Genomic DNA, 24,148 nt, shown 5'->3' with positions numbered 1-24,148 from the left:
CACGCCGCCTATACCGGCTGGCTGCAAAGTACTCCATGGAAGGACAGCTCGGCATGAAGAATGAGATCCCGAAATCTTCGGTCGGTTCGCTCGCCGCAATCCCAAAGGTGATGACCGGGGTGCTCCTTGTGGGACATGGCGGTTTCGACAAGCTAGTGTATCGCAGTGACATCCCCGTTCCGATGCCAGGGCCGGGTGAAGTCCTGATCAAAGTAGCTGCGGCGGGGATCAATAACACTGACATCAATACGCGGATCGGTTGGTACTCGAAGGGCGTTAAAAGCGGCACCGAGGAGGGTGGAGCGCAAGGCTTCGAGAGTTTTCAGGACGCCGACGCAACGTGGGCCGGCGCTCCGATGTCCTTCCCGCGAATTCAGGGTATTGACTGCTGTGGTCGTATTGTGGCCGTGGGAGATGGCGTGGACCTCGGTCGGATTGGCGAACGCGTCATTGTACGAAACATGCTTCGTTCGTATGTCGACTACCGACCGATGGAACACTGGGCTTTTGGCTCGGAGTGCGATGGAGCTTTCGCTCAATATGCGAAAGCGCCATCACACGAAACCAATGCGGTCAATTGCGACTGGAGCGACGTCGAATTGGCTTCAGTGCCATGCTCCTATTCAACAGCTGAGGGAATGTTGCACCGTGCCGGAGTGAAGCAGGGTGAGCATGTCGTTATTACCGGGGCATCCGGTGGTGTTGGATCCGCCGCCGTCCAACTGGCCAAACGGCGGGGAGCTCTTGTGACTGCGGTCGCAGGTCTGAGCAAGGCCGATGAAATCCGGGATCTTGGTGCCGACCGTGTGGTGGCTCGGGGAGAGAGCTTAGCCAAACACCTCGGCAAAGAGTCCGTCGATGTTGTCATTGATGTCGCTGCAGGCCCCGCTTTTGCAGATCTCCTCGATGTCTTAAAGAAAGGCGGCCGATATGCTGTCGCCGGGGCCATCGCCGGCCCCATTGTCGAACTTGATGTCCGTACCCTGTATCTGAAAGATCTCACCTTCTTTGGCTGCACATTGTATGACGAAGTCGTCTTCGACAACCTCGTGTCTTACATCGAGAAAGGCGAGATACGCCCCTTCGTCGGCAAAACCTACCCGCTAAAAGACATTGCGAAAGCTCAGCAAGAGTTCTTGTCGAAGACTATCAGCGGGAAACTTGTAATGATCGTTCCCGAATAGAGAAAGAGACGTAAAGATGTCCGTACTGAAGATCGCACGTATCGATGTCTTTCAGGTGGACCTGCCCTATTCGGGTGGTGTCTACCGATTGTCGGGTGGCCGCGAGTACACGTCCTTCGATGCAACGATTGTGCGCATAACAACGCAGACTGGGCTTGAAGGATGGGGTGAAAGCACGCCTTTCGGTCCAAACTATGTCGCGGCTCATGCGCTCGGCGTTCGGTCTGGTATCGCCGAGATTGCGCCGCAGCTTATTGGTCTCGACCCGACGCGTGTCGATCGAATCAATGATGCGATGGACACGGCTCTCGTTGGCCATGAGCATGCGAAAACAGCGCTCGACGTCGCTTGTTGGGACCTCTTCGGCAAATCTGTTGGCCTACCAGTGTGTGAACTCTTGGGAGGCAGTACTGACCTCAAAATGCCGGTTATTTCAGGTATTTATATGGGCGAGCCCGAGGACATGCGCCGGCGAGTCGCGGAGCATCGGTCGATGGGCTACATCGGCCATTCCGTCAAGATTGGAGGCGAACCTGCAGACGATGCGGCTCGGATTGCTGCATCACTCGCCGACAAAAAACCTGGTGAGTACTTTATCGTCGATGCGAATGGTGGGATGACGGTTGAGACGGCCCTTCGCATGCTTCGGCTGTTGCCGGACGGCCTGGATTTCGTGCTTGAACAACCCTGTGCGACTTGGCGCGAGTGCCTCTCGCTACGCCGTCGCTCCGACATTCCAATGTTTTTCGACGAACTTGCAATAAGCGATGCGTCAATCCTCCAATTAGTCGCAGACGATGCCGCAGAGGGATTTGGCATCAAGATCTCCAAGAATGGCGGCCTGACCAAAGGGCGCCGACACCGTGATATCGGCATTGCAGCGGGCTACACAGTGAGTGTCATGGATACAGTTGGATCGGAAATTGCGTTCGCTGCAACTGTACACTTGGGCCAGACGTTCCCAGAGCGGCACTTGCGGTGCATTTTTGATTGCCGGAAACTCGTCTCGCGTCAGATCGCCGACGGCGAATTTGAGGTCATCGATGGCCGCGTAATTGCGCCGAAAACGCCGGGCTTAGGCGTAGTGCCTAGGCTGGACGCTCTGGGAGAGCCGGTTGCCAGCTACTACTGACACCGACCTCGGTAGGCTGGCAGGTCAACCTGTCGCGCATCCGATACGGAATGATACGGGAAAATGTCTGATTTTGATCTACGAAAAAACAATAAAATCAAAGAGTTGTACGTCCTCCGGGCCCGTCAAATCCCACCATTCGGCTGGGCTATCGATCTTTGGACTTATTGCAGTGGCGTTGTCGCCCGTAACTATGCGCAAGCCATTGATCTGGCATGTTGATTGACGAAGGTGGCGTGTTTGGCATTGCAGGATTTGCGGTATTTGGCCGGCGTTTTCTTGCAATTCGGTTTTGCGATTCCCTCCTGCTTTTAGGCGTGATTCACTGGTCTGGGGGCAGTGAGTCGAGGGGACGGCGGTGTCCAGACCACGCGAGAAGCGCGAGACGGGAGAGCAGGACCTGTTCCGCTCCAGGCTCGATCAGATCATCAACATGAAGCACGAGCTGGTGCGGCTGGCGCAGGCTATCGACTGGCCGGTGCTGGAAGAGCGGTTCGGCGCGGTCTATTCGGACGGACCGGGCATGCCGCCGTTGCCGACGCAGTTAATGGCGGGGCTTGCGATCCTGAAGCACACGTTCGATCTGTCGGACGAGGAGCTATGCGCCCGCTGGGTGGAGAACCGCTACTTCCAGTATCTCACTGGCGAAGAGTTCTTCCGTCACGAATTGTCCTTCGATCGCTCGGCGCTGGCGCCAGCGCATGGGCGAGGAGCGGATCACGGCTCTGCTGCAGGAAAGCCTCGCGGTGGCGGTCAAGAGCGGGCGATGAAGCCGGCCGACACGCGCCGGGTGATCGTGGACACGACCGTGCAGCCGAAGAACGTGATGTTCCCGACCGACGCCAAGCTCACTCATCGGGCGCGCGAGCGGCTTGTGCGGCTAGCCAAGCAGGTGGGTGTGGATTTGCGCCAGACCTATGTGCGGGTCGGCAAGCTGGCGCTGATCAAGCACCAGCGCTATGCGCACGCCAAGCAGTTCAAGCGGGCCAACAAGGCGCTGCGCAAGCTCAAGACCTATCTCGGCCGGACCATTCGTGACATCTCCCGCCAGATCGCCGGCGACGCGGCGTTAGACGCGATCTTCAAATGGCCGCTCTACCAGGCATCGGCGATGCTGGAGCAACGGCCACGCCAGCGCGGCCGCAAGATCTGGAGCCTGCATGCGCCGGAGGTCGAGTGCATCGGCAAGGGCAAGGCGCATGCCCCCTACGAGTTCGGCGTCAAGGTCTCGCTCGCCACCACGCTCGAGCGCTCGAAGGGCGGCCAGTTCGCCCTGCACGCGAAGGCACTGCCGGGCAATCCTTATGACGGCCATACCCTGGCCACCGTGATCCCGGGCATGGAAGAGACCATCGGCAATGAGATCGGTCGCATTCTCGCCGACGCCGGATATCGGGGCCACAATGCACCCGACAGCCACAAGTTCAGGGTCTTCACCGCCGGCCGGAAGCGCCGCGTCACCCCAGCCATCAAGCGCCAGATGCGCCGCCGCTCCGCGATCGAGCCCGTGATCGGCCATATCAAGGCCGAACACCGGATGGACCGCAACTACCTCGCCGGCGAGCAGGGCGACGCCGTCAACGCCATCCTGGCCGCCGCCGGCTACAACTTCTCGCTCCTGCTCAAATGGTTCAGGAAGCTTTTGTGGCTTCTCATCGCCGCGCTTCAAAGCCAGCCGAAATCGCTCGCGGCTTCATAGTTCACGATCGACTGGCGTTCTTCCCCAGATCGGTAGGCGCGACTGAAGGAAGCATCGCGCAGCCGTGTCGACATTGCTTTGACGATGGAACTACATACCGCGTAAGCGATGCGCCAAGGCACCTTTCCCGAAATCGTCTTGATGGTTAAGTCGCTCGTTGGTCGGCGCGCCGGCGCCGATCACTCCGGGTTATAATGGGTGACGTAATGGAGTTCGCGCAGAGCGGGGATGACGAGGGCGATGTCTTTGTGCGCCTCGTGCTCGATGAAGTGCGCGGTGTCGGGCCCCGGCCTGGGCTTGCCGAGGACGGGCCTGCCCTTTTTGTCGACGCAGTAGATCAGGATCGGCAGCAGCAGGCCGTGGTTGGGGTTGTTGAGGTCGAGTAACCGTTTCCAGCGCTTGATGTTGAGATTCATGGCGGCGTGGAATCCCTCGCACCACGGCCGAGGGTCGATGCCGCCGCTGGGCTTGGTGGCGAAGCGGGCGCATAATTTTGCGGTCTGTCGAAGAGCGTTTCGTTGATCCGGTTGTGGATTCTGGCGACGCTGGCAAACACGGCGTGATCGGTTGCAGACCCTTTGGCCAGGACGTCGCGCGGCAACCCCATGAGCGGGCACATCCAGTCTTGCGGGTCCGGGAACCGCGGCCCGGTGACCGCCGCCGTTACGAAGCCATCCAGCGCCGACATGGTCCGCACCAGCGGGCGGTTGGTCTTGGCAGCCATCCAGGCCTCGAGCGCCCCGTCCGACAGCGCCATGGCATCGAGCCCGCTCATGCCGCCAACGGGAGCGGCATCTCTTCGCGGCGCGCCCAGTTCCATATGTGGACGGCTCCCACTTGCAAGTGTTTTTACAGATATTTTTGATCGGATCGCTTGCTTCCATATGTGCGGCCTTTGTGTGTGGTCGCACATGACCACTGGCCAAGATGGTTTCCGCAACGCATGTTCCTAACACGGCAACGACCTTGAAAGGCCAATGGAACTGACGGAGTATCACGCGTCTTGGATCGATCGATCCACCATCTGCTTTTCTCTTGCAAGTTCACAGCATCAGCTCAACACGGTAGCATTCTATTCTGCTCACCGTGATGGCCAATTCCTATGTTGCTTGCGTTTGCTCCTCTGTCCGCCGATACGCCTCGCCGCTCACCATGAGCTTCCAGGCGATACGGGCGATCTTGTTGGCCAGCGCCACCGCAACCAGCTTCGGTTTTTTCCGTTGCAGGAGCTCGATGAGCCATCGGGAACCATGTCTGCTTCGACCCGCTCTGATATGCTGAAGAAGAGCCGTTGCACCAACGACCAATACGCTCCTCAGCATCTCGTCGCCAGCACGTGTGATCGCCCCAAGCCTGAGCTTGCCTGCGGTCGAATGGTCTTTGGGTGTAAGTCCTATCCAGGCGGCAAAATCGCGACCAGACTTAAACATTCGAGGATCTGGGGTCTTCATCATCAAAAGAGATGCGCCGACCGGTCCGACACCCGGAATTTCGGCAAGCCGCCTGCTGCATTCATCGGAGCGATGCAGCGCGGTTAGTCTTTCCTCGACAGCTTTCGTTTCCGAAAGCAAATCTCGATACTCAACGCGATGCATGGCAAAAAGCTCGCGGGCCAATTCAGGCAGGGATTGATCAGCCGCTATTCGCACCAACAAAGGCTCGATGCGGCACATCCCGGTGGCCGCGACGATGCCGAACTCCATGGCAAAACCGCGAATGGCGTTGGCGAGCTGTGTCCGATTGCGAATGAGTCTCTCTCGCATGCCGACCAGCATCAACGCCGCCTGCTGGTCCGCAGTCTTCACCGGCACGAACCGCATGGTGGGGCGGCTCATCGCCTCACACAAAGCCTCCGCGTCCGCCGCGTCGTTCTTGCCGCGTTTCACATAAGGCTTCGCCAACTGAGGCGCGATCAATTTCACCTCATGACCGAACGAACTTAACAACCTCGCCCAATGATGGGAGCCTCCACAGGCTTCGAGTGCGACGGTGGTCGGTGGTGCCTTCTCGAAGAATTTCACCGTCTCTCTACGCGAAAGCTTCTTGCGCAGGACTGGTTGCTCGGCTGCGTTCACGCCATGCAATTGGAAAATGCTCTTTGACGTATCCATACCAATTCGGATAATCTCTTCCACGGGCGGTCTCCCTCGATTGAGCTTTCAACGAACTCATTCTGGCACATTGCGATGCCGTTGGGAGCCGTCCACCCCAACACGGCACGGCATCAGTTCGTCCCAGCGCGAGGCGGGCCAATCATTCTGGATGCGCTCGGTGACGTCGGCCATGTAGGCTTCGGCATCGACGCCGCAAAGCTTGCACGTCTCAATGATGCTGAGCACGACCGCTGACCGCTCTGCCGCGGCGAAGCTGCCCGAGAAAAGCCAGTTGCGTCGTCCGACTGTAAATCCACGAATGGCCCGCTCCGCCATCAGGTTGTCGGGCTCGAGCTGGCCATCGTAGAGGAAGCGATTGAACGTGCGCCATCGCTTGGTGCCATAGGCGAAGGCCTTCGCGATATCGGCATGGCGCGACAAAGCGTTGCCCTGGCGCATGAGCTGTCGTCGCAGCGCCCGGACCAGTGGTCGGGTCCGACTTCGTCGAGCGGCCAGTCGCTCGGCGGGCGGCAGCCCCCGTATCTCTTCCTCGATCCGGTAGATCGCCTGGATACCGGCCATCGCCGTCGTGCTGAGCTCGGTCGGCTGGCTGTCGTGAACGTCGAATATCTTGCGACGCAGATGGGCCAGGCAGGCAGCTTCTCGAATGGCGCCACCCTTGTAGAGCTGATTGTAGCCGCTGAATCCGTCGGCCTGGAGCGTGCCGGCAAATCCGGCGAGCTCGCTCATCACGCTCTCGCCGGCCGACGTAATGTGCGGATAGACTGTCTGTCACTAAATAGTCTCCAGGTCGGATAGTCAGCGCGGTGTGGATAAGGCTAGTGTAAAGCCTTTTGTTAATTCTGACCTGCGAGAGGCTCGCGCTTTCTCGCTCGCTGCAACATGTCTAGTGTGATTTGTCGTACTTCTCGCTTGCTGATCTCAATATGAGAAGTCAGCAGTTGTTGCGCTTCGTCGGAACGCCCTCCTTGAAGCGTTGTAAGAATCTCAGCATGCTCGTTGTACGTCGCCGTAACCCGATCATCCTTGGTGAAATCGAGCCGGCGAATGATGCGGATGCGCTCAGTGATTTCTCGATGCGTGCGCATCATTTCTCGATTGCCAGTACTTTCGACGATTGTCCGGTGGAATGCCTCGTCCAACGCACTCACTTTCATCGCATCCTGCCGCCGTTCAGCGGCTGGCACGCTCCAGATACGCGCGAGTGGCTGCAGCGCAGACCGGTCCTTCTTTGCGGTGCACAGCTCTCGCGCGGCGAAACACTCGATTAAGATGCGAAAATCGTAAAGCTCATCGAACTTCTCGAAATCAAGCGGAACGATCAGCCAGCCCACCTTAGGGAGCGCTTCAACGAAACCTTCGTGCTGTAACTGCTGCAGCGCCTGCCGCAGCGGCGTACGGCTGACTTCGATTTGCTGCGCGAGATCCGATTCAGACAAACGATCTCCAGGCATCAAGACAAAATCGAAAATCCGGCGTTTAATCTCTTCATACGCGCGCTCGGCAAGGTTGCCAGCGTCTCTATTGGTATTGACGATCTTCACCATGAAACCATCTCAGCGTGGGCATATCTAGGATACTATTTAGTATACAACAAGGGAAGTACAATGACAAGACGGCCTATGGAGCTTTCGCTTTAGAACGAGGGGATTCTCGCCATGCCGCACCGAGCTGCCCCCGTCTCGGCGGGGTCGGTTCGTAGCGAACGGAGCGCTTCTAATCCCGAGGCGTGAGGTGCACGCCAGCAATCATGCATCGCACGGAACCACCGGCCCTCTCGAGCGTAGGAATTGCTAGCGGCAGCAGCCGCGCGCTCTTGCCGATGATGTCGATCTGGTCCGCCGTCAATGCCAAGAGGGCAGTCGTCGATAGGGCCAAGATGCGCCCGTTCCCGCCCAGTAGCTCTATCGCATTGCCTGCAAACTTCTCAATCTGTGCATTGGTGAGCCCGATTACCCGGCGACCGGCGCGTTCGAACCGATGGACGATTTCGCGCCGTCTCCCTGAGTCAGTGATCATGTCGAGCCCGATCATGGCGAAATCAGTTGCGACGCACATCAGCACGTTTGTATGATAGATGTCGAACCCCCTAGGGTCCTTCGCCGAGAACAGCATCGGCTCAAAACTGAACTGGGTACAGAACCTTTCAAGTGCGATTGGATCAGTGCGCTCAGATCTTACCGCATAGGCGACCCGATCAATATGATCGAGCACCATCGAACCGGTACCTTCCAAGAAGAGGCAGTCGGGCTCAAGGCCAGAATAGTCGATCACCTCCCGGACTCTATATCGGCTCTTCAGCATGTCAATAATATCGCTTCGGCGCTCACGCCTGCGGCTCAGGGCCTTCATCGGGTAGATCGCCACGTAACCGCCAGCGTGGGTTGAAAACCAGTTGTTCGGAAATACAGAATCCGGAGTGTCGCTGCCCTCGCTCTCGAACAAATGTACCACTATACCCTGCTCTTTAAGCAGCGCAGCGGCGCGGGTGATCTCCGCATAGGCGAGCGGCGACAGATCACTGGCATCATCATTCGATATTTGAAAGCGATTGTCGGCCGCAGTCTCAGCATTGACTGTGAAACGATGCGGACGGATCATAACCACTGCGAAAGGGGCCTGAACCGAGAATTCTGTACGTGCTGCCATGGGAAGGACTCCGTTCGGGTTAGCGAGCGCGTCGGAGCATGCCGCAGAAGTTGCCCGGGTCATTTGGGTCATCGGTCATGTCGGGGCGCTGACCGCAAAACCGTTCCGGCCGCTCTCATGCCTCGTAGCGCGGAAAAGTCCTCGCTTTCGAAGCCGACGCTGTCGAACAGGGTGAATTTGTCGCCTGTTGCGGACCCGGTGCCGCCAATCACCACTCTCCAGAGGTAGGATAGTTCGCGGCATCTGTTAGACCTCGCGCTCGGTCTGCGACGGACATTCGACGAAAGTGTCGGCGCATCAGGATAGTGCAGCTCGCTTTTTGCCGGTGCAATCGCTGCCGATCGCATTGAGATGCTCGCTGACATATGTTGTCTGCTTGTCGGTGGTGTAGATTCTGATACGCCTGCTCATCCCATGGCCGCTTCCGCAGATCCGCAGGAGACGACGTTCGGGCCGAAATCGCAGCGATAGAGGAAGCTTTTGCTGTGCCCCGCGGGTCAACGTCATAGTGCCTTTGATCAGATTGGTTCGCGCACCAGTGGGCAAGTCATGCAGTGTCCGCCGCCACGGCCACGGGTGAGTTCCGCACCCTCTACAGTGATCACTTCCACGCCCGCGCGCTTCAACGCCGTGTTCGTGTCTACGTTACGTTCGTAAGCAATCACAACGCCCGGCTCGATTGCGATCACATTGTTACCGGCATTCCATTGCTCCCGCTCGGCCGCGAAGATATCTCCACCGGTCTCGACAGTACGGAGAGCCTTGAACCCCAGCGCCTCTGCCACCACCGATAAGAAAGGTCTAGTCTCCTTAGTGACATCGAGCACACCCTCAGCATTGTTCGGTCGCAGCGAAAACGTTTGCAGCAGTTCAATAACCCTCGGGTAGATCGTTACGAGGTCGCGGTCGCAGAAGGTGAAGACTGTGTCAAGATGCATAAAGCTGCGATCTCGCGGCATGAGCGCTGCGATGACGCGGGTCACTTCGCCCGTCGTGAACAAGCGGTGCGCCAGTGCCTCCACTGCCTGCGGTGTGGTTCGTTCGCCCATTCCAATCAGCACAACACCGCCGCCGACCGGCATCACATCTCCGCCCTCGATACTGGAAGCGGGGTCTGTTCCATCGGGCACCAGGTAAGTGAAGTTGGCCTCGCGAAACCGCGGATGGAAGCGGTAGACCGCCTCGACATTCGTAGCTTCAGGCTGTCTCGCGGGCCAATACATAGCGTTGACCGAGACGCCACCATAAATCCAACAGGAGCTGTCACGTGTGAAAAGCTGGTTCGGCAATGGGGGCAGGACGAAATCCTCCGCTACCAGCGTCTGCCCCGTCAGGCTGCTCGGTTTGAACGGCATTTCCGCAACCAAAATCCCGCTGACCAGATAGGTCGCGAGCTGATCAGGAGAAATCTCCTCGAGCCAGCCCCGCAATTCATCGACCATGTCTTGCCCGACAGCGGAAGGATGAACGCGACGGTCGAGGAGCCAACGGCGCGCTTCCGGCAACGCCATCGTTGCGGAAAGCAGTTCGTCCAATGAGTGAACCAACACGCCACGGTCGTGCAAGGCCTCCACGAACATGTCGTGCTCCTGTCCGGCGCGCTCCACCCAAAGCACATCGTCGAAAAGTAGGCCCTTGCAGTTCCGCGGCGTGAGGCGGTGGAGGCTAAGGCCTGGCCGGTGCACCAGTACCTCTCGCAGCCGGGCGACCTCAGAATGCACACCTAAGCTCATCATGGGAGTTGCGTTGCCCTAAGAGCAGGCCGACGGCGGAGGTCCTGTCTCGTTGGCGGCAACGCAATCGCGCCAAAAGGGCGGCCATGGTAGGATCGGCCGGAACGAAGGCGCTCCCCCCGCTTGCGCCCCCGCCCAAAGTTGGAAGAGGATGCCGCGTAGATTGAAGACATCTCACATAGAGACGTAAGCAAAATGCACGTCGTCCGCTGTAGCCGACGAGCCGCAGGATAAATACCCGCAGGCCCCGGATGTGGCGATCGCCCGCAACTGTTCGAACAATTTTCTACGAGGGAGACGCTCAAGCAAATCATCTGTAGAGACATCGAACGACCCCGCGAATAGGTAAAAGTCTCTGTTTAAACGCAAGAGCCATACCAAGCCAAAAAGCGTTTTCCCGTCGACAATTTGCCTGTAAGCGTCCGTTTCTGCCTGTCCGTTACGGCCAAACTTTTGTCAGACTCTTAACAATACAAAACCCAATTGGGCTACAAAAGGCACAGCTTTGGCACAGGTGCGATGGCCTTTGCTCGCAGCAGCGCCTTGAGTTGGCGAAGGCGTTCTCGATCGTGTTGTCATGATGACTCTCCAGTCCGGATTCCTGTTGAGGCGTGAGATAGGCTGACGATCCAGATACGTTGTGTCCCCACCTTGGCGATGCGGCCCTTGAGCTTTCCGCGTCGGAGCCAACCGTAGACGGTCTGACGATAGACGCCGAGCTGCTCGGAGAGTTCCTGCAAGGTCACCTCGTCGTCATTCCGACGGGGAACGTTGCCTGACCAGATGGGTCGCTTTTTTCCAAGTCCCTTTCGCACCAGGAGCTTTTGGACGATCAGGGCGTCGAACATGGCTTTCTTTGCGGGCACCCAGCCTTTCGCATTGAGATCGTCAGCAATCTGCCGAGCGGTCGCTCCCTCAGCACGGAGCGCCGCGATCCGGTCCAGTATTTCGTCGTGATGCTGGAGCTGTTCAAAGCGTCTCATGGTTCAAATGATCGGATGTGTCGTCACGACCTCGCCTGCCCAGTGGCATTTTATTTCGGCACGTTCGGTCTCTCCGAACACCCGGATGACCACGCGCTCGAGCATCATACGGGCGATAGTCTGTCGGTCTCGCGGTGTAGTGGACTGCGCCTTCCACAGGGAAGGCACATCTACTGCCAACTGGCGAACCGCGTCCTTTTCCTGCGCCGTTAGCCGCTCACGTTGTCGCGCAAGGGCTCGCTGGTGGTCATCCGCGAGCGCCTGTTTCGTCGCCAGTGCTGCTTCCCAGTCTCGTTCCAGCGTCCGCGCGACCAGGCGGTTGTCAGGGTCGACAGCTTCGTAGCGTCGGCGCGCGAGCGCCGTTTCATAATCCGCGCGTTCCAGTCGCTGTTTCCAGCCTTCGTGCAACTGCTGCCGTTCGAGTTCGATATCCTCGGCAACTTGAAGACTGACGTCGATTGCCGAGGGTGAGAGGGCTTCGAGCATCAACGCGGTCACACAGGTGTCCACCGGACGAGCGCTGATCGACTGGCACCGTGGACCGCCGTAGGTGGTGGCCTCGTAGCTGCAGCTATATCGTGCTTCCCTCCCGTCGTCATTGTAGCCGGTCACCATTTTTCGGCTGCACACGCCGCACGAGATCAAGCCGCCAAGCAGTGCCACCACGCGGGACGCCGGTATATCGCGAACGGTTTGCCGCCATTAACTCCTGGTTCCGCTCATACGTTTGCCAGTCAATGTACGCCGGAAGTGCGCTTTGGTGCAGCACCATCCATTTTTGCGGATCGCGAACAAAGCGTCGGCCGCTGTGAGGTTTGCCGAGAACCCGGAGCCGGCCGTCGTGGCGTCGGCGCCCAAAGACACAGGCGCCGGCATAACCAGGGTGACGAAGCATGTCGCCGAGCGTCGCTGTATTAGGCCGGTTCCAGCACACGTCGCCCTTTTCAGGTCCGCTCCGGATTCGATCGGGAAGCGCAATGTCATGGTCCACGAGGTAACGCAGGACACCACTGATCGAGCGACGCTTTTCAAACAAGGTGAAGACCAGGCGTATGACCCTTTGAACCCCCTCGTCCGGGTCCAATGCCACTTCGCCCGAGGGCTTCAGCACGTAACCGCGCGGTAGACCGAGAATGAGTTCGCCGCGCCGCGCCTTGGCTTTGCGCCCTTCGTGCATACGGGCTTTCAGGATATGGAGTTCAGCCTCACTCATCGTGCCCTTCAGGCCGAGCAACAGCCGGTGATTGTAGGTGCTCGGATCGTAAATGCCGTCGGCATCGCCGATCAGCCGCGAAGCCAGGCGCTCAAGCCCGCTGCGGCTGATCCGCACCGACCGTTCGGCGACGAGCCCCTCCACCATCTCGTTCAGCGTGATGTCCTTGCGCTCCTCGATCAGCCCGACGATGAAGGCTTCAGCGCATCGAGGCTGGAGGCTTGGCGGCGGCCCTGCGGGCGTGGCGCCAGTTCGCCGATCTTCGCCCGCGCAATCCAGCGGATCGCGCTGGACACTGCCACGCCGAACCGCGCCGTCGCTTGCCGCGCCGACATGCCATCGTCCGAAGCCTTCAAGACCCGCGACCGAAGATCCCCGCTCAATGCTCTTCCCATCGTCCACATGGGGTAATCGCGGGAGCGAGTCGCCCAGAGAACCAATCATAGCCTTGGAAGGTGGCTGTTCCCCGATAAGATGGAAATACGGGCTCACGACGTGACGCCGGGCCCAAGCATCTGATGGAGAACAGCCATGGAAGAATATATCGGTCTCGACGTGTCGATGAAAGAGACAGCGGTGTCGATCCGACGTGAAGGCAAGCGCGTCTGGCGCGGGAAGTGCGCCTCTGATCCAAAGATCATTGCCGAGCTTATCCGTAAGCGGGCGCCAGCCGCCAAACGCGTGGTGTTCGAGACTGGGCCCCTTTCCGTCTGGTTCTATCACGCGCTACGCTCGGAAAGGGTGCCAGCGATCTGCATCGATGCATGCCATGCCAAAGCAGCGCTGGACATGGCCGCGAATAAGACTGACGCGAACGATGCCGACGGTTTGGACCATCTTGCAGAAGTAGGGTTCTTTCGTGAGGTGCGGGTGAAAGGGTTCGACAGCATGTTGACCCGCACGCTCGTGGCGGCACGCACCCGGCTGGTCAGGATCACCACCGAGCTTTCAAACCAGATCCGGGGGCTCATGAAGACATTTGGATTGCTCGTTCCCGCGGGCAAGGGAAGCACATTCGAAAAGAATGTCCGGAGTCTTCTTGTCGATCAGGACGGGCTCGCCCCTATCGTGCTGCCGATGCTGGAAGCCTGGCGCAGCATGCGCATCTGTGCCACCGAGCTCGGACGCCAGCTTGTCGCTGCTGCGCGCCAAAACCAAGCGTGTCAGCTCCTCATGTCGATCCCTGGCGTCGGCACGATCACCGCGACCTCTTTCGTCACCGCCATTGAAGATCCCAACAACTTCAAGAAGTCCCGCTCTGTTGGCGCCTGGCTTGGTCTGACGACCCGCCGCTACCAATCAGGAGAGGTCGATTATGATGGCCACATATCCCGGCGCGGCGATCGTCATTTGCGAGGGCTTCTCTAGGAAGCCGCCACGGTGATCCTGACCTGCAGCTCGGCCGACAGCGCCCTGCGGACATGGGGCCTCAAACTCCGCGAGCGGATCGGCTTCAAACGAGCTGCTGTTGCCGTAGCCCGCAAACTGGCCGTGACGATGCACGCGATGCTGAAGGCCGGTGAGTTCTTCGATCGGACCGCCGGCGCCACAGCGTGATAGCCTAGGCATAGCGTTCGGTCCCCGAGCGCGCTGAGACGTCCCTGCCGGGACGTGGGCAGAGCCATTCCGCTTGATGGGGTGCACCGCTGGCTCAGCAGAGTGCGTCGTCCACATTTGAAGGCTCCTCCCGCGAAGCTCCATCATGCGGCGACCGATGTCGACCGCGAAGACGACCCTGCACCCGGCATACGCGTCTCAGAAACTATAAAGGTGCTTGACTCAACGATCGCGAATTAGACGACCTCCATCGAGGTGGACGTTGAATCAGCACAAAACGCAGCCGTCACATCACAATCGATTCATCGATCATAGGAGGTGCTCTAGGTAAGAACAATGAGCACAGTGATCACCGCGGGGTGATCGAGCGCTTAAGCGCTATTCGGCGCTGTCGGTCGAATTGAGAAACCGCCCCCCTATTGCCTCACCGAGGAATGTTACCGAGCGCGATGGAGCCGACATGGCCACTATCTCCCTCCGTCGCGGCGGAGGGAGAGGGCCAGCTCTTCATCCAACCGCCATCGAGTTGATCAGCCCAACCATTTCCATGCGCCAGTCCTTCACAAGCCGTTGCACCATTCTCAGGTTCTTATCCTTGAAGCGCGACGGGTCGATCTTTGTCAGGCGTTGCAACACACTGTTGCCGACAGCGCCGGCTCTTCCTCGAGCCATGCCTTGATCTGCGCCTCGAACGGCTCGTACATGCTGGGTCGCTTCGGATAGGGTTTGGTCCGCCGATACGGCCGCCGATGCGTTGGTCGGGTCTCGCCACTCTTCCAAGCCGTCTTCAGATTCGTGGCGAAGCGCTGGAGATCGATAACGGCAGGCTCCTCAATCTTCGCATTCAGGCCACGACGATCGATCCGCCCTGCCACCAGCAAACGCAGGCATTATCGATGCTCGCGGGTGTCGTGTTTGTAACAGGGGTCGCGGGTATGTCGGAGTTTACACAACGTTCTGATAGGCCGCACACCGCGCTATCTGCTTGAACAGACTACGTTTTTCTCTGATACGATCCTGGCACGATCATTGCGAATTCTTGGCTGAGCGTCGTCAACACCAACAGGGAGATCTGAGGGTAACATGATTGTCGCCACCACTCGCAACGATGGACAGGTCGCCAGGACGGTCGTCCTTGGAATGACTTCTTTCGGACTTCTAGCTCCGATCGACATAGTAGCAAAATATGTTCTGCCCGGCCAGTCTTTTGAGACGCGGTACATCGCACGGGGCATGGTATGAAAGTCCCGGCCAAACTGCCGTCCAATCGACGCTTTGGGCTCACATTCTGTGCCATATTTCTTGCATTGGGCGCGTACACGGCCATCGAGGGACGCGTCGATGCCGCTTTCGTTTCACTCTTTGCGATCAGTGCCGCATTCGGCGGCATAGCATTGACCTTTCCTCGAGTTCTCGCGCCGCTCAATCTACTCTGGTTCTACTTCGGAGAGCTACTAGGGCGGATAGTGAGTCCGCTGGTCCTCGGTGTAATTTATTTCGCGCTTCTTGTACCGATCGGCATCGTCGCTCGGTTGCTCGGGCGCGATGAGCTTCGACTGAAGCGACTACCGGTCGCAAGCTACTGGATAACTCGTAACCCGCCCGGTCCGACAGCCCAATCTTTTAGAAACCAGTTCTGAGGCGCAAATGTATCTATTCATCAAAGAGCTCTGGGCTTTCCTACGGCTTCGCAAAAAAATCTGGGCCGCGCCCCTAGTTATTTTCATTGTTGTCATAGGAGCTATGTTAATTCTGGCACAAGGCTCTGTCATCGCGCCGTTCGTTTACACGCTGTTTTGACCAATGAATATCCTTGGTATCTCAGCTTACTATCATGACTCTGCCGCTTGTCTCGTCTCAGACGGCGAACTGATAGCCGCAGCGCAAGAAGAGCGCTTCACGCGAAAAAAACACGATGCGGGCTTTCCTGCCTATGCGGCTCGTTACTGCCTCCGCGCCGGAGGATTGTGTCCAGGCGACGTCGACTATGTAATCTTCTACGACAAACCCTTTAGCAAATTCGAGCGGATATTTGAGACCTATCTAGCTTTTGTCCCAAAGGGATTTAAGAGCTTTGCAATGTCGATGCCAGTTTGGCTAAAGGACAAGCTGTTTCAAAGAAAACTGATTACGGAGACACTGAACGACCACCTTGGGAGCGATAATGATTGGTCAAGTCGACTTCGTTTTTCAGAGCACCATCTCAGTCACGCCGCGTCGGCGTTCTTCCCATCGCCATTTGACGAAGCCGCAGTGTTAACGATGGATGGCGTGGGAGAATGGGCGACAACCTCGCTTGCGATTGGTAGGGGAAACGAACTATCGGTCTACAAGGAGCTTCACTTTCCGCACTCTCTGGGCTTGTTGTACTCAGCGTTCACTTACTACGCCGGTTTCAAGGTGAACTCCGGTGAGTACAAGTTAATGGGACTGGCCCCCTACGGCGAGCCCAAGTACGTGCATCTGATAAGGGAGCATCTCATCAACATCAAAGAAGACGGGTCATTCCACCTGGACATGAGCTTCTTTGATTACGGCACCGGGCTAAGGATGATCAATAGTCGATTCGAGAGGCTATTTGGTGGCCCCCCCAGACGCCCCGAAAGTGAGCTGACGCAGAGAGAGATGGACCTAGCCGCCTCTATTCAGGCCATTACCGAGGAGGTCGTTCTAAAGCTTGCAAAGGGAATCCGGGCCACAACCGGGCAGAGAAATCTCTGCCTCGCAGGAGGAGTCGCGCTAAATTGTGTTGCGAATGGAAAGCTCCTGCGAGAAAAGCTCTTCGACGACATCTGGATTCAGCCGGCTGCCGGCGACGCGGGCGGGGCAGTAGGCGCAGCACTCGCTGCCTATCATTTGATGCTTGATAAGCCCAGGAGTATCCGTTCTGGCGACAGCATGAACGGCGCGTATCTCGGCCCAGAGTTTAGCCAGCGCGAAATCGAAGAAAGTCTAGGAAAGGCCGGCGCGGTATTCACGACCGAATCCGATGAAGCATTGATTGACGCTGTCGCACATGCTCTCGTCGACGGTAAGGCGGTCGGGTGGATGCAGGGTCGGATGGAGTTCGGCCCGCGAGCGCTAGGGGGACGCTCCATCATTGCTGACCCCCGCTCACCGATTGTCCAAAAGCAGCTAAATCTCAAGGTCAAGTATCGCGAATCTTTCCGTCCATTTGCGCCCAGTATTTTGCGAGAGGACGTGTCTCAATGGTTTCACCTAAATTCCGATAGCCCATACATGCTCCTGGTGGCCGACGTAACGAGCACGAAGCAGTTGCCAATGTCAGAAGAGCAACAGCAGCTCTTCGGCATAGATAAATTGAATGTCATGCGCTCCGAAATTCCAGCCGTCACACACGTGGATTATTCCGCGCGGGTGCAAACTGTGCACAAAACAACCAATCCTCGATTTCATAGATTGATATCGAAGTTCAAGGAGTTAACCGGGTGCCCCGTTGTCGTCAATACCTCGTTTAACGTGCGGGGGGAACCGATCGTTTGCACTCCAGAGGATGCGTTCCGGTGTTTCATGGGAACAGAGATCGAGCTGCTTGCCGTCGGCAATTCGCTCTTACGAAAGGAAGAGCAGAGCAGAGCCTTAATGAAGGACTATCGGACTTCTTATGAACTCGATTAAAAGTGAGGCGGCTCAACCGTTGCTTGTGGCTGGCGCCGTGATCTCTATCTCCCGAATGCAGGACCCCGACAGGCACATTGAGGAAGATGTCCCACATGGCCGTAAAAATCAAAAGTGCAATCTTCGGAATCCTTTCTACATCCATTAGCCTGATTGTGGCGGCCAGCCTACTAGAACTCTACGTGCGTTTGATGGAGACAGACGGTACCAATTTTGACATCGAGATGTGGCGTTACGCCAAAGATCTGAAAAGGATTAGCGACATACCCGATGTGGGCCACGAACATATCCCCGGGAAGAGCGGGGTTTACATGGGAGTGCCAGTAACGATCAACTCAGCAGGCTGGCGCGATCGCGAGCATTCCGTGGAGAAAGAGGACGGCACCGTTCGAATCATGATGCTAGGTGACTCGTTAACGTTTGGATGGGGCGCAAGGCCCGAAGACGTCACATCGTATCGCCTAGAAAGACTTCTGAGCACGAGGAAAAACAAAGTCGAGGTTATCAACTCCGGGATTGGGAACGCCAACACGGCCATGGAAGCAACTTACTTCATAAAACGGGCCTATGCGTACAACCCAGATATAGTAATACTCAACTACTTTATAAATGATGCGGAGCAAACACCGCGAAGAACAAATAATTTCTTTTTGGAGAATTTTTACTCAGCTGTATTCATTGCAGGTCGTTTCGACGTCATTATGCGGAGATTTTTCGGAAAATCCGACTGGAAACAGTATTACAGAGGGCTTTACCGGGAGCATCAACCTGGCTGGCTAGTCACCCAGAATGCACTGATGGAACTTGTGAGCTATTGTAGGGCTCGAAATATACGACTTATTGTTGTAAATTATCCGGAACTGCATGTGTTGTCTCCGTATCCGTTCGAAGACATAACGAACCTCGTTGCCTCTAAAGTGAAAGTGCTTGGAATTCCATTTCTAGACCTGCTTCCGTCTCTGGAAAAGCAAGCTCCACATTCGCTCTGGGTCACCAAAACGGATGCCCACCCGAATGGTAAGGCGGCCGGGCTCTATGCGGACGCAATTATGAAGTTTTTAGTGAAACAATACCCGGCGACGTTTGAAGAGCCCACTTCGACGGAGAACATCGATGAAGTCAAATAATTCACAACTAAGAACATTTACAGCAATAAGGCATGTTAGTCACTTGACTACCTTAACGGCGAAGACGTGGTTGAACTTCTCTGTCGCTCTTCTCCTGGTAGCGATGCTGGAAGTGTCTCTGACGTTCTACTATACGAGTTCGGATGAAGCAAAAAGTGAACATGCCGTAAAGGCTGCAGCCTATTCTGGTGTATACAAAGATGCGGTACTGGCGGAGGAGTACTTGACAGAACGCGTGGATGCGGTTGATTGGCCATTGCCGTTGGCCCCTTATACGCAGTCACGCGAGCCAGACTATACAGGAAAATTTCTTAATGTACACGACGGGGTAAGAAGAACGTGGAACGTCGAGCCAACAAACGGCGACAAGAGTACTCGAGTCAATATTTTTTTCTTTGGTGGGTCCACCTTGTGGGGCTGGGGATCTAGGGACGATTTCACTATTCCTTCTCTCGTTGCCAAAGACTTAGTCGAAAGTGGAATTAGCGCTAAAGTCACAAACTATGCGGTCAATGGGGATGCAACTACCCAAAGCCTGATTCGCTTCATTTTCGAATTAAGAAAGCGAAACGTTCCCGATTTGGTGATCTTTTACGGCGGACTGATTGACGCGGATTCCGCCTGCAATGAGGGCAGACCAGGACTTCCTCTTGACGGCCCCGACTTCGAAAGGATGTCTCGTGGAAACGAGGCGCGTGTGAGTATAAAACCGGAGCACTTTGCTATAATGAGGTTCCTCGCTGGCAGGAAACAGCACGGAGGGTGCCAGAAGAACCTAGACGCGCTGTCCGATGGGGCTGCAGATGTCTATTTCGCAAATATTCGGTTTATAGAGGCGATTTCAAAGAGCCTCGTATTTAAGACGTTATTCTACCTTGAGCCGCAGCTAACGGATAAGACGCACGTGACTATCTATGAACAGAAGGGGGTCGAAAGACATGAGAGATGGTTACCTGGAGCAAACAGTCTTTACTCTCTGATGAGAAACAAGGTGGTCGCGAAGGATCATGAGCGTGCGGAGCAAAACGTGCTCCACGACTTACGCTCTATATTTTCCGGTTTTTCCAGGCCAATTTACATAGACAGCCAGCATTATGGCGAGGACGGAAATAACCGTATAGCTCACAAAATTGCTGCCGACATAATGGCACTATATGCCTCCGGGAAGTGAGCGACACCATCTCGCATCAAAGCGGCCTCCATCCAGGTCCGTAGCACGCCGCAGCATTCTTTATCGATTGTGCAAGCCACCCCAGGGAGGGTTTCTGTTAGGCGATCCGGTCGATTGGGTTCGCCATCGCACCCGCCATCCAAGTCTCCTCGGCAGTCGGTCGCCCAAACCGCTTCAAAAGGCCTTTCGCTATTTGACGTGGCACCGCTTGCGAAAACAGATACCCCTGACCGAGCTGACACCCGATCTTCGCAAGTAAACCGGCCTGCGCTTCGTTCTCGATGCCTTCGGCGATAACCCGAATGTCGAGCTTGCGAGCGATGCCGACCAAGCCCTCGACGATCGCCAGGCTCGGATCTCCCTGGACAAGGTCTAGGGCTTAAGGACTTCAAACGGATTTGACCCGACTTCTGCGTTCACACCATAGCCGCCTAAATTCAGTTTGCTATCGATCCGTTGCGGGATGCCCCTATGTCGTGCCGATCAACTTCCGTTCTTCACCATAAGACGGCAGGACCAAAGTCTTGCGCCATGCGAGCAAAGCTCTGACGTAACCGCTTTGGTTCCGTGCTTGTCCGTTGGACGTTCCGTTATTTTAGCTAATCGGCATGTAATCGGCCCGTCACTTGGATGGCTGACGGGCAGCCTGTTTTATCGGTCTCCAGCTTAGTCGCGGCCAAAAGAACGCGTCAATTTCGGCGTCGCTCTTTGCCCAGCGCCGCAAACGACCGCCATCATTGGCTCAGAATAGATCAGGCCCGGTTGCGTACTCGACAGTGCTCAAATAGATATGGGACAAATCAGACGAAAGGACCGACACATTGACAGAAGAATCCGACCGCCCCGCCGCCGAACTAGCCGAGCTTACTGCGGAGATTGTGTCCGCCTACGTAAGTAAGAACCCTGTGCCGGCTACCGGCCTGCCTGAACTAATCGCATCCGTGCACATGTCTCTGTCCGGGCTTGGTACGCCGATGGCGCCTGTCGTTGAGCCGCAAACTCCCGCGGTCAACCCGAAGAAGTCGGTGACGCCAGACTTCATTATCTGCCTTGAAGACGGCAAGAAGTTCAAATCCCTGAAGCGGCACCTTAGCACGGACTTCGGTCTGACGCCGGACGCCTATCGCGAGAAATGGGGCTTGCCGCGCGACTATCCGATGACGGCTCCGAATTACGCCGCCCAGCGCTCGCAACTGGCGAAGTCCATCGGGCTTGGCCGCAAGGCTGAACCCGTCGCACCAGCCAAGAAGGCACCTGCGAAGCGGAAACCCAAAGCGTCCGCACCACCTGACGCTACGTAACGACCCAGCTATGTCAAGGCGCGGCGGATTCCAATCCCGCCCGTGGCCGGCGCCATTCGGATAAGCTTCAGCGAGGGCGCCGGCCTTTGTTCTTAGCGTGGCGGAACTCGCCGGGCGAAGAAACCCCAACCACCACAAGCCCGGCGAGCCTACACCTGATCAAAGTAGGCGATCAGGACCGGGATCAACCGGCACTACGTCCGAAGCAATAGCAATGCCAGCACTTTGGTCCCGAAATGGGACAATACCGGGGTCCCCCGTTAGCAGCCGGGTTTCTCTTCATAAGGAACAAACATAGAACAAATACCTTGTGGGAAAACGCAGCCACAGCGGCCGCGTCGAAGGGAAGAGGAATAAAACCCGCTCGCAGATCGGGCGGGCCGCTGACGCTCGCGCTCAACCGCGCCGCTCGCGATCCCGGCCGCGTCGTCCTGCGCAGGGCCCAAGAGCCCCGCTCGGCCAGGCGGGCAGGGATGCTCGGCCGCAATTGCACCGGCCCGTCCGCTCCGCGGGCCGGGGGAAGTCTTCGGGAAGAAGACGAGGAAGGACACAGCGAACGAACGGCGGTGTCCGCAAACCCCTTGAAGGAGCATCTCCATGGAACTGACGTTTGTCGATCCGCGTGCGCTGAAGGATAACCCTGACAAGGCGCGACGCTCGAAATCCAGTCCGCAGGCCGACGCGCTGCTGCTGGCTACCATTCGCGCCGTCGGCATCGTGCAGCCGCCTGTCGTGGCGCTGGAGACGGAAGGCGGCAATGGCTACGTCATCGATGCCGGCCATCGCCGGGTGAAGCAGGCGATCGCGGCCGGTCTGGAAGAGATCGCCGTCCTGGTGATCGAGAGGGCCGAGGATGGTGGCGCAATGCGGTCGCTGGCCGAGACGCTGGCGCACGAACAGCTCAATCCCGTCGACCAATGGCGCGCGATCGAGCGACTGGTCGCGCTCGGCTGGACTGAGGAAGCCATCGCTGTCGCTTTGGCGCTTCCCGTCCGCCAGATCAGGAAGCTGCGCCTGCTCGCCAACGTTCTGCCGGCAATGTTGGACCAGATGGCGAAGGGCGACATGCCCAACGAGCAGCAGCTGCGCACCATCGCGTCGGCTTCGCTCGATGAGCAGAAGGAGGTCTGGAAGAAGCACAAGCCGTCCAAGGCCGATCCCCAGGTGTCGTGGTGGAGCGTGGCGCAGGGCCTGACGAAGCGCCGTATGTACGCGCGCGACGCCAGCTTCGGCGACGACCTGGCCCAGGCCTATGGCATCGCCTGGGTCGAAGACCTGTTTGCCCCGGCTGACGAGGACAGCCGCTACACAACCGATGTCGAGGCCTTCCTCGGCGCTCAGCAGGAGTGGATGGCAAACAACCTTCCCAAGCGTGGCGCAATCGTGGAAGCCGGCCAGTGGGGCGAGCCGAAGCTGCCGCCAAAGGCCGAGCGTGTGTACGGCAAGCCGTCGAAGTCCGATCACAGCGCGATGTATCTCGACCGCGACGGCAAGGTGCAGTCGGTCGCGTACCGCATGCCAGCGGCCAAAAAGCCTAAGGGCGAGAATGGGGCGGATGTCGGGGCCGATGGCGATGATAACGTCGTTGCGGCAAAGCCCCGTCCGGACGTCACGCGCAAAGGCATGGAGATGATCGGCGACCTGCGCACCGACGCGCTGCACGAGGCGCTGTCGCGCGCACCGATCGGGGACGACACGCTGATGGCGCTGCTCGTTCTCGGCTTCGCCGGCCAGAATGTTACGGTGGCATCTGGCGCCCGCGACATCTCCTGTTACGGGGCCGCAGGCCTCGGCCAACATGCCGCGCGCCTGTTCGACCAGGAGGGCAAGCTCGAGTTCGACATGGACACGCTGCGCCTTGCCGTGCGGTCCTTGCTGATCGACGTTTTGTCCTGCAGGGAAAATCGCTCGGACAGCGGCGTTGTCGCCCGTGTCGCCGGCGACGTGATCGCCAGGCCGCACTCATCTCGAAAAGTTTTGGCCTCCCCGTCCTCGACAGTGACGGCATCCGTAAATTCCACGAGCGCAGCCTGTTCGATGGTGCAGACACACTCTCCGAGGGCCTTTCGGACAAGGCGATGCAGATCCACCTGCAGAGGATCGTCGGCTCCTATGTCGGCTCCGCCTATGGAGCAGGCCAGTTCTACTCGAAGGCCGTCACCGAGGCGAAGGATGCCACGGCCAAGCTCGCCAATGACACCCGCGACGAGGACATTGACGGTCCGGTCGGCTTCGACAGCAAGGCCCAGCGCAAACGCGAATTCGCCGCCGAAATGGGCCTTCAGGCACACGCCCTGCGCATGGCGGCCGAAGGCACCGTTGTCGCCTACGAGCACATCGTCGGCGAGAGCTGGAAGCCCTACGAGCGACAGCTCGAAAACCCCGGCCAAGGCGTCAGCCGGCAGGCGGCTGATCTCCAGATGGCGGCTCTGGGCTGACACTCTTCGGGCGGAACTTCGGTTCCGCCCCATTCCATAGGCTGGCTCCCTACGGGGCGCCGGCCTTTTGCATGTTGCAATGTATCCGGCTTCGGATCCTTGAAAGAGAAGGAAATCTCATTGTTTGGCCGCGCCGATCGCGGCCTCGAGTGGAGGTTCCATTCATGGACAGGAAAGAGAACAGATCTCGCGTCGCTGCGCCATAACG

The 24,148-nt window shown here is 57.8% G+C and carries 21 protein-coding genes and 3 pseudogenes; 11 read left to right on the top strand and 13 right to left on the bottom strand.

Annotated features, from left to right (window positions below):
- The first annotated feature begins 53 nt into the window (after positions 1-53).
- The 3 genes from AC1RZR_RS34175 (at position 54) to AC1RZR_RS34165 (ending at position 4,015) form a co-directional block, all read left to right on the top strand.
- Positions 54-1,184 carry an alcohol dehydrogenase family protein gene (locus AC1RZR_RS34175; RefSeq protein WP_481829535.1) on the top strand — a complete coding sequence of 377 codons (1,131 nt, stop codon included), beginning with the start codon at positions 54-56 and terminating at the stop codon, positions 1,182-1,184.
- Positions 1,185-1,200: 16 nt separating this feature from the next.
- Positions 1,201-2,316 carry a mandelate racemase/muconate lactonizing enzyme family protein gene (locus tag AC1RZR_RS34170; RefSeq protein ID WP_481829534.1) on the top strand — a complete coding sequence of 372 codons (1,116 nt, stop codon included), beginning with the start codon at positions 1,201-1,203 and terminating at the stop codon, positions 2,314-2,316.
- Between the two features lie 358 nt (positions 2,317-2,674).
- Complete coding sequence (locus AC1RZR_RS34165; RefSeq protein ID WP_481829533.1) at positions 2,675-4,015, top strand: IS5 family transposase; 1,341 nt, start codon at positions 2,675-2,677, stop codon at positions 4,013-4,015.
- 179 nt (positions 4,016-4,194) lie between these two features.
- Here AC1RZR_RS34165 and AC1RZR_RS34160 read toward each other — a convergent pair whose 3' ends face one another.
- From AC1RZR_RS34160 to AC1RZR_RS34110, 11 genes and pseudogenes are all read right to left on the bottom strand, one after another.
- Complete coding sequence (locus AC1RZR_RS34160; RefSeq protein WP_481829532.1) at positions 4,195-4,431, bottom strand: hypothetical protein; 237 nt, start codon at positions 4,429-4,431, stop codon at positions 4,195-4,197.
- On the bottom strand, positions 4,428-4,835 hold the full coding sequence (locus tag AC1RZR_RS34155; protein ID WP_481829531.1) for a UPF0149 family protein: 408 nt from the start codon (positions 4,833-4,835) through the stop codon (positions 4,428-4,430). Before AC1RZR_RS34155 ends, AC1RZR_RS34160 begins: the two co-directional genes overlap by 4 nt.
- A 280-nt stretch (positions 4,836-5,115) precedes the next feature.
- Positions 5,116-6,150, bottom strand: coding sequence for an IS110 family RNA-guided transposase (locus AC1RZR_RS34150; RefSeq protein WP_481829530.1), 1,035 nt, complete (start codon positions 6,148-6,150; stop codon positions 5,116-5,118).
- Positions 6,151-6,183: 33 nt separating this feature from the next.
- Positions 6,184-6,882, bottom strand: a complete 699-nt coding sequence (tnpC, locus tag AC1RZR_RS34145; RefSeq protein ID WP_481829586.1) for an IS66 family transposase — start codon at positions 6,880-6,882, stop codon at positions 6,184-6,186.
- 83 nt (positions 6,883-6,965) lie between these two features.
- Positions 6,966-7,676, bottom strand: coding sequence for a GntR family transcriptional regulator (locus AC1RZR_RS34140; RefSeq protein WP_481829529.1), 711 nt, complete (start codon positions 7,674-7,676; stop codon positions 6,966-6,968).
- Between the two features lie 169 nt (positions 7,677-7,845).
- Positions 7,846-8,778, bottom strand: coding sequence for a citrulline utilization hydrolase CtlX (ctlX, locus tag AC1RZR_RS34135; protein WP_481829528.1), 933 nt, complete (start codon positions 8,776-8,778; stop codon positions 7,846-7,848).
- Between the two features lie 518 nt (positions 8,779-9,296).
- On the bottom strand, positions 9,297-10,514 hold the full coding sequence (locus tag AC1RZR_RS34130; RefSeq protein ID WP_481829527.1) for an arginine deiminase: 1,218 nt from the start codon (positions 10,512-10,514) through the stop codon (positions 9,297-9,299).
- 572 nt (positions 10,515-11,086) lie between these two features.
- Positions 11,087-11,494 carry a hypothetical protein gene (locus AC1RZR_RS34125; RefSeq protein ID WP_481829526.1) on the bottom strand — a complete coding sequence of 136 codons (408 nt, stop codon included), beginning with the start codon at positions 11,492-11,494 and terminating at the stop codon, positions 11,087-11,089.
- 3 nt (positions 11,495-11,497) lie between these two features.
- Positions 11,498-12,109 (bottom strand): hypothetical protein, encoded by a 612-nt coding sequence (locus AC1RZR_RS34120; protein ID WP_481829525.1) that lies wholly within the window; start codon positions 12,107-12,109, stop codon positions 11,498-11,500.
- Positions 12,090-12,671: a recombinase family protein gene (locus AC1RZR_RS34115; RefSeq protein WP_481829585.1), complete on the bottom strand. Its 582-nt coding sequence runs from the start codon at positions 12,669-12,671 to the stop codon at positions 12,090-12,092. Before AC1RZR_RS34115 ends, AC1RZR_RS34120 begins: the two co-directional genes overlap by 20 nt.
- 110 nt (positions 12,672-12,781) lie before the next feature.
- A pseudogene (locus AC1RZR_RS34110) lies at positions 12,782-13,102 on the bottom strand (IS630 family transposase); the annotation flags it as partial.
- Positions 13,103-13,238: 136 nt separating this feature from the next.
- On the opposite strand from AC1RZR_RS34110, the pseudogene AC1RZR_RS34105 reads away from it, so the two are divergent.
- A pseudogene (locus AC1RZR_RS34105) lies at positions 13,239-14,264 on the top strand (IS110 family RNA-guided transposase).
- A gap of 507 nt (positions 14,265-14,771) precedes the next feature.
- Here AC1RZR_RS34105 and AC1RZR_RS34100 read toward each other — a convergent pair.
- Positions 14,772-14,936 (bottom strand): hypothetical protein, encoded by a 165-nt coding sequence (locus tag AC1RZR_RS34100; protein ID WP_481829524.1) that lies wholly within the window; start codon positions 14,934-14,936, stop codon positions 14,772-14,774.
- A gap of 566 nt (positions 14,937-15,502) precedes the next feature.
- Here AC1RZR_RS34100 and AC1RZR_RS34095 point away from each other — a divergent pair.
- From AC1RZR_RS34095 to AC1RZR_RS34075, 5 genes are all read left to right on the top strand, one after another.
- The gene (locus AC1RZR_RS34095) at positions 15,503-15,904 is read left to right on the top strand and encodes an SxtJ family membrane protein (RefSeq protein WP_481829523.1); all 402 of its coding nucleotides are present in this window, start codon (positions 15,503-15,505) and stop codon (positions 15,902-15,904) included.
- A gap of 7 nt (positions 15,905-15,911) precedes the next feature.
- Positions 15,912-16,064: a DUF5989 family protein gene (locus tag AC1RZR_RS34090; protein ID WP_481829522.1), complete on the top strand. Its 153-nt coding sequence runs from the start codon at positions 15,912-15,914 to the stop codon at positions 16,062-16,064.
- A gap of 3 nt (positions 16,065-16,067) precedes the next feature.
- Entirely contained in the window at positions 16,068-17,903 is a 1,836-nt protein-coding gene (locus AC1RZR_RS34085; protein WP_481829521.1) for a carbamoyltransferase family protein, read from the top strand.
- 95 nt (positions 17,904-17,998) lie between these two features.
- Positions 17,999-19,030, top strand: coding sequence for an SGNH/GDSL hydrolase family protein (locus AC1RZR_RS34080; protein WP_481829520.1), 1,032 nt, complete (start codon positions 17,999-18,001; stop codon positions 19,028-19,030).
- Positions 19,017-20,201 (top strand): SGNH/GDSL hydrolase family protein, encoded by a 1,185-nt coding sequence (locus tag AC1RZR_RS34075; protein ID WP_481829519.1) that lies wholly within the window; start codon positions 19,017-19,019, stop codon positions 20,199-20,201. Before AC1RZR_RS34080 ends, AC1RZR_RS34075 begins: the two co-directional genes overlap by 14 nt.
- A 97-nt stretch (positions 20,202-20,298) precedes the next feature.
- On the opposite strand, the pseudogene AC1RZR_RS34070 reads toward AC1RZR_RS34075, so the two are convergent.
- Positions 20,299-20,562 (bottom strand): annotated as a pseudogene (locus AC1RZR_RS34070) (EAL domain-containing protein); the annotation flags it as partial.
- 460 nt (positions 20,563-21,022) lie between these two features.
- Here AC1RZR_RS34070 and AC1RZR_RS34065 point away from each other — a divergent pair.
- Positions 21,023-21,502 (top strand): Ros/MucR family transcriptional regulator, encoded by a 480-nt coding sequence (locus tag AC1RZR_RS34065; RefSeq protein ID WP_481829518.1) that lies wholly within the window; start codon positions 21,023-21,025, stop codon positions 21,500-21,502.
- Positions 21,503-22,099: 597 nt separating this feature from the next.
- A complete protein-coding gene (locus AC1RZR_RS34060) occupies positions 22,100-23,980 on the top strand; it encodes a ParB N-terminal domain-containing protein (protein WP_481829517.1) in 1,881 nt (626 codons plus the stop codon).
- Positions 23,981-24,148: the final 168 nt, after the last annotated feature.

Source organism: Mesorhizobium bavaricum, from assembly GCF_056781655.1.
This window is presented reverse-complemented; position numbering and strand designations above follow the sequence as displayed.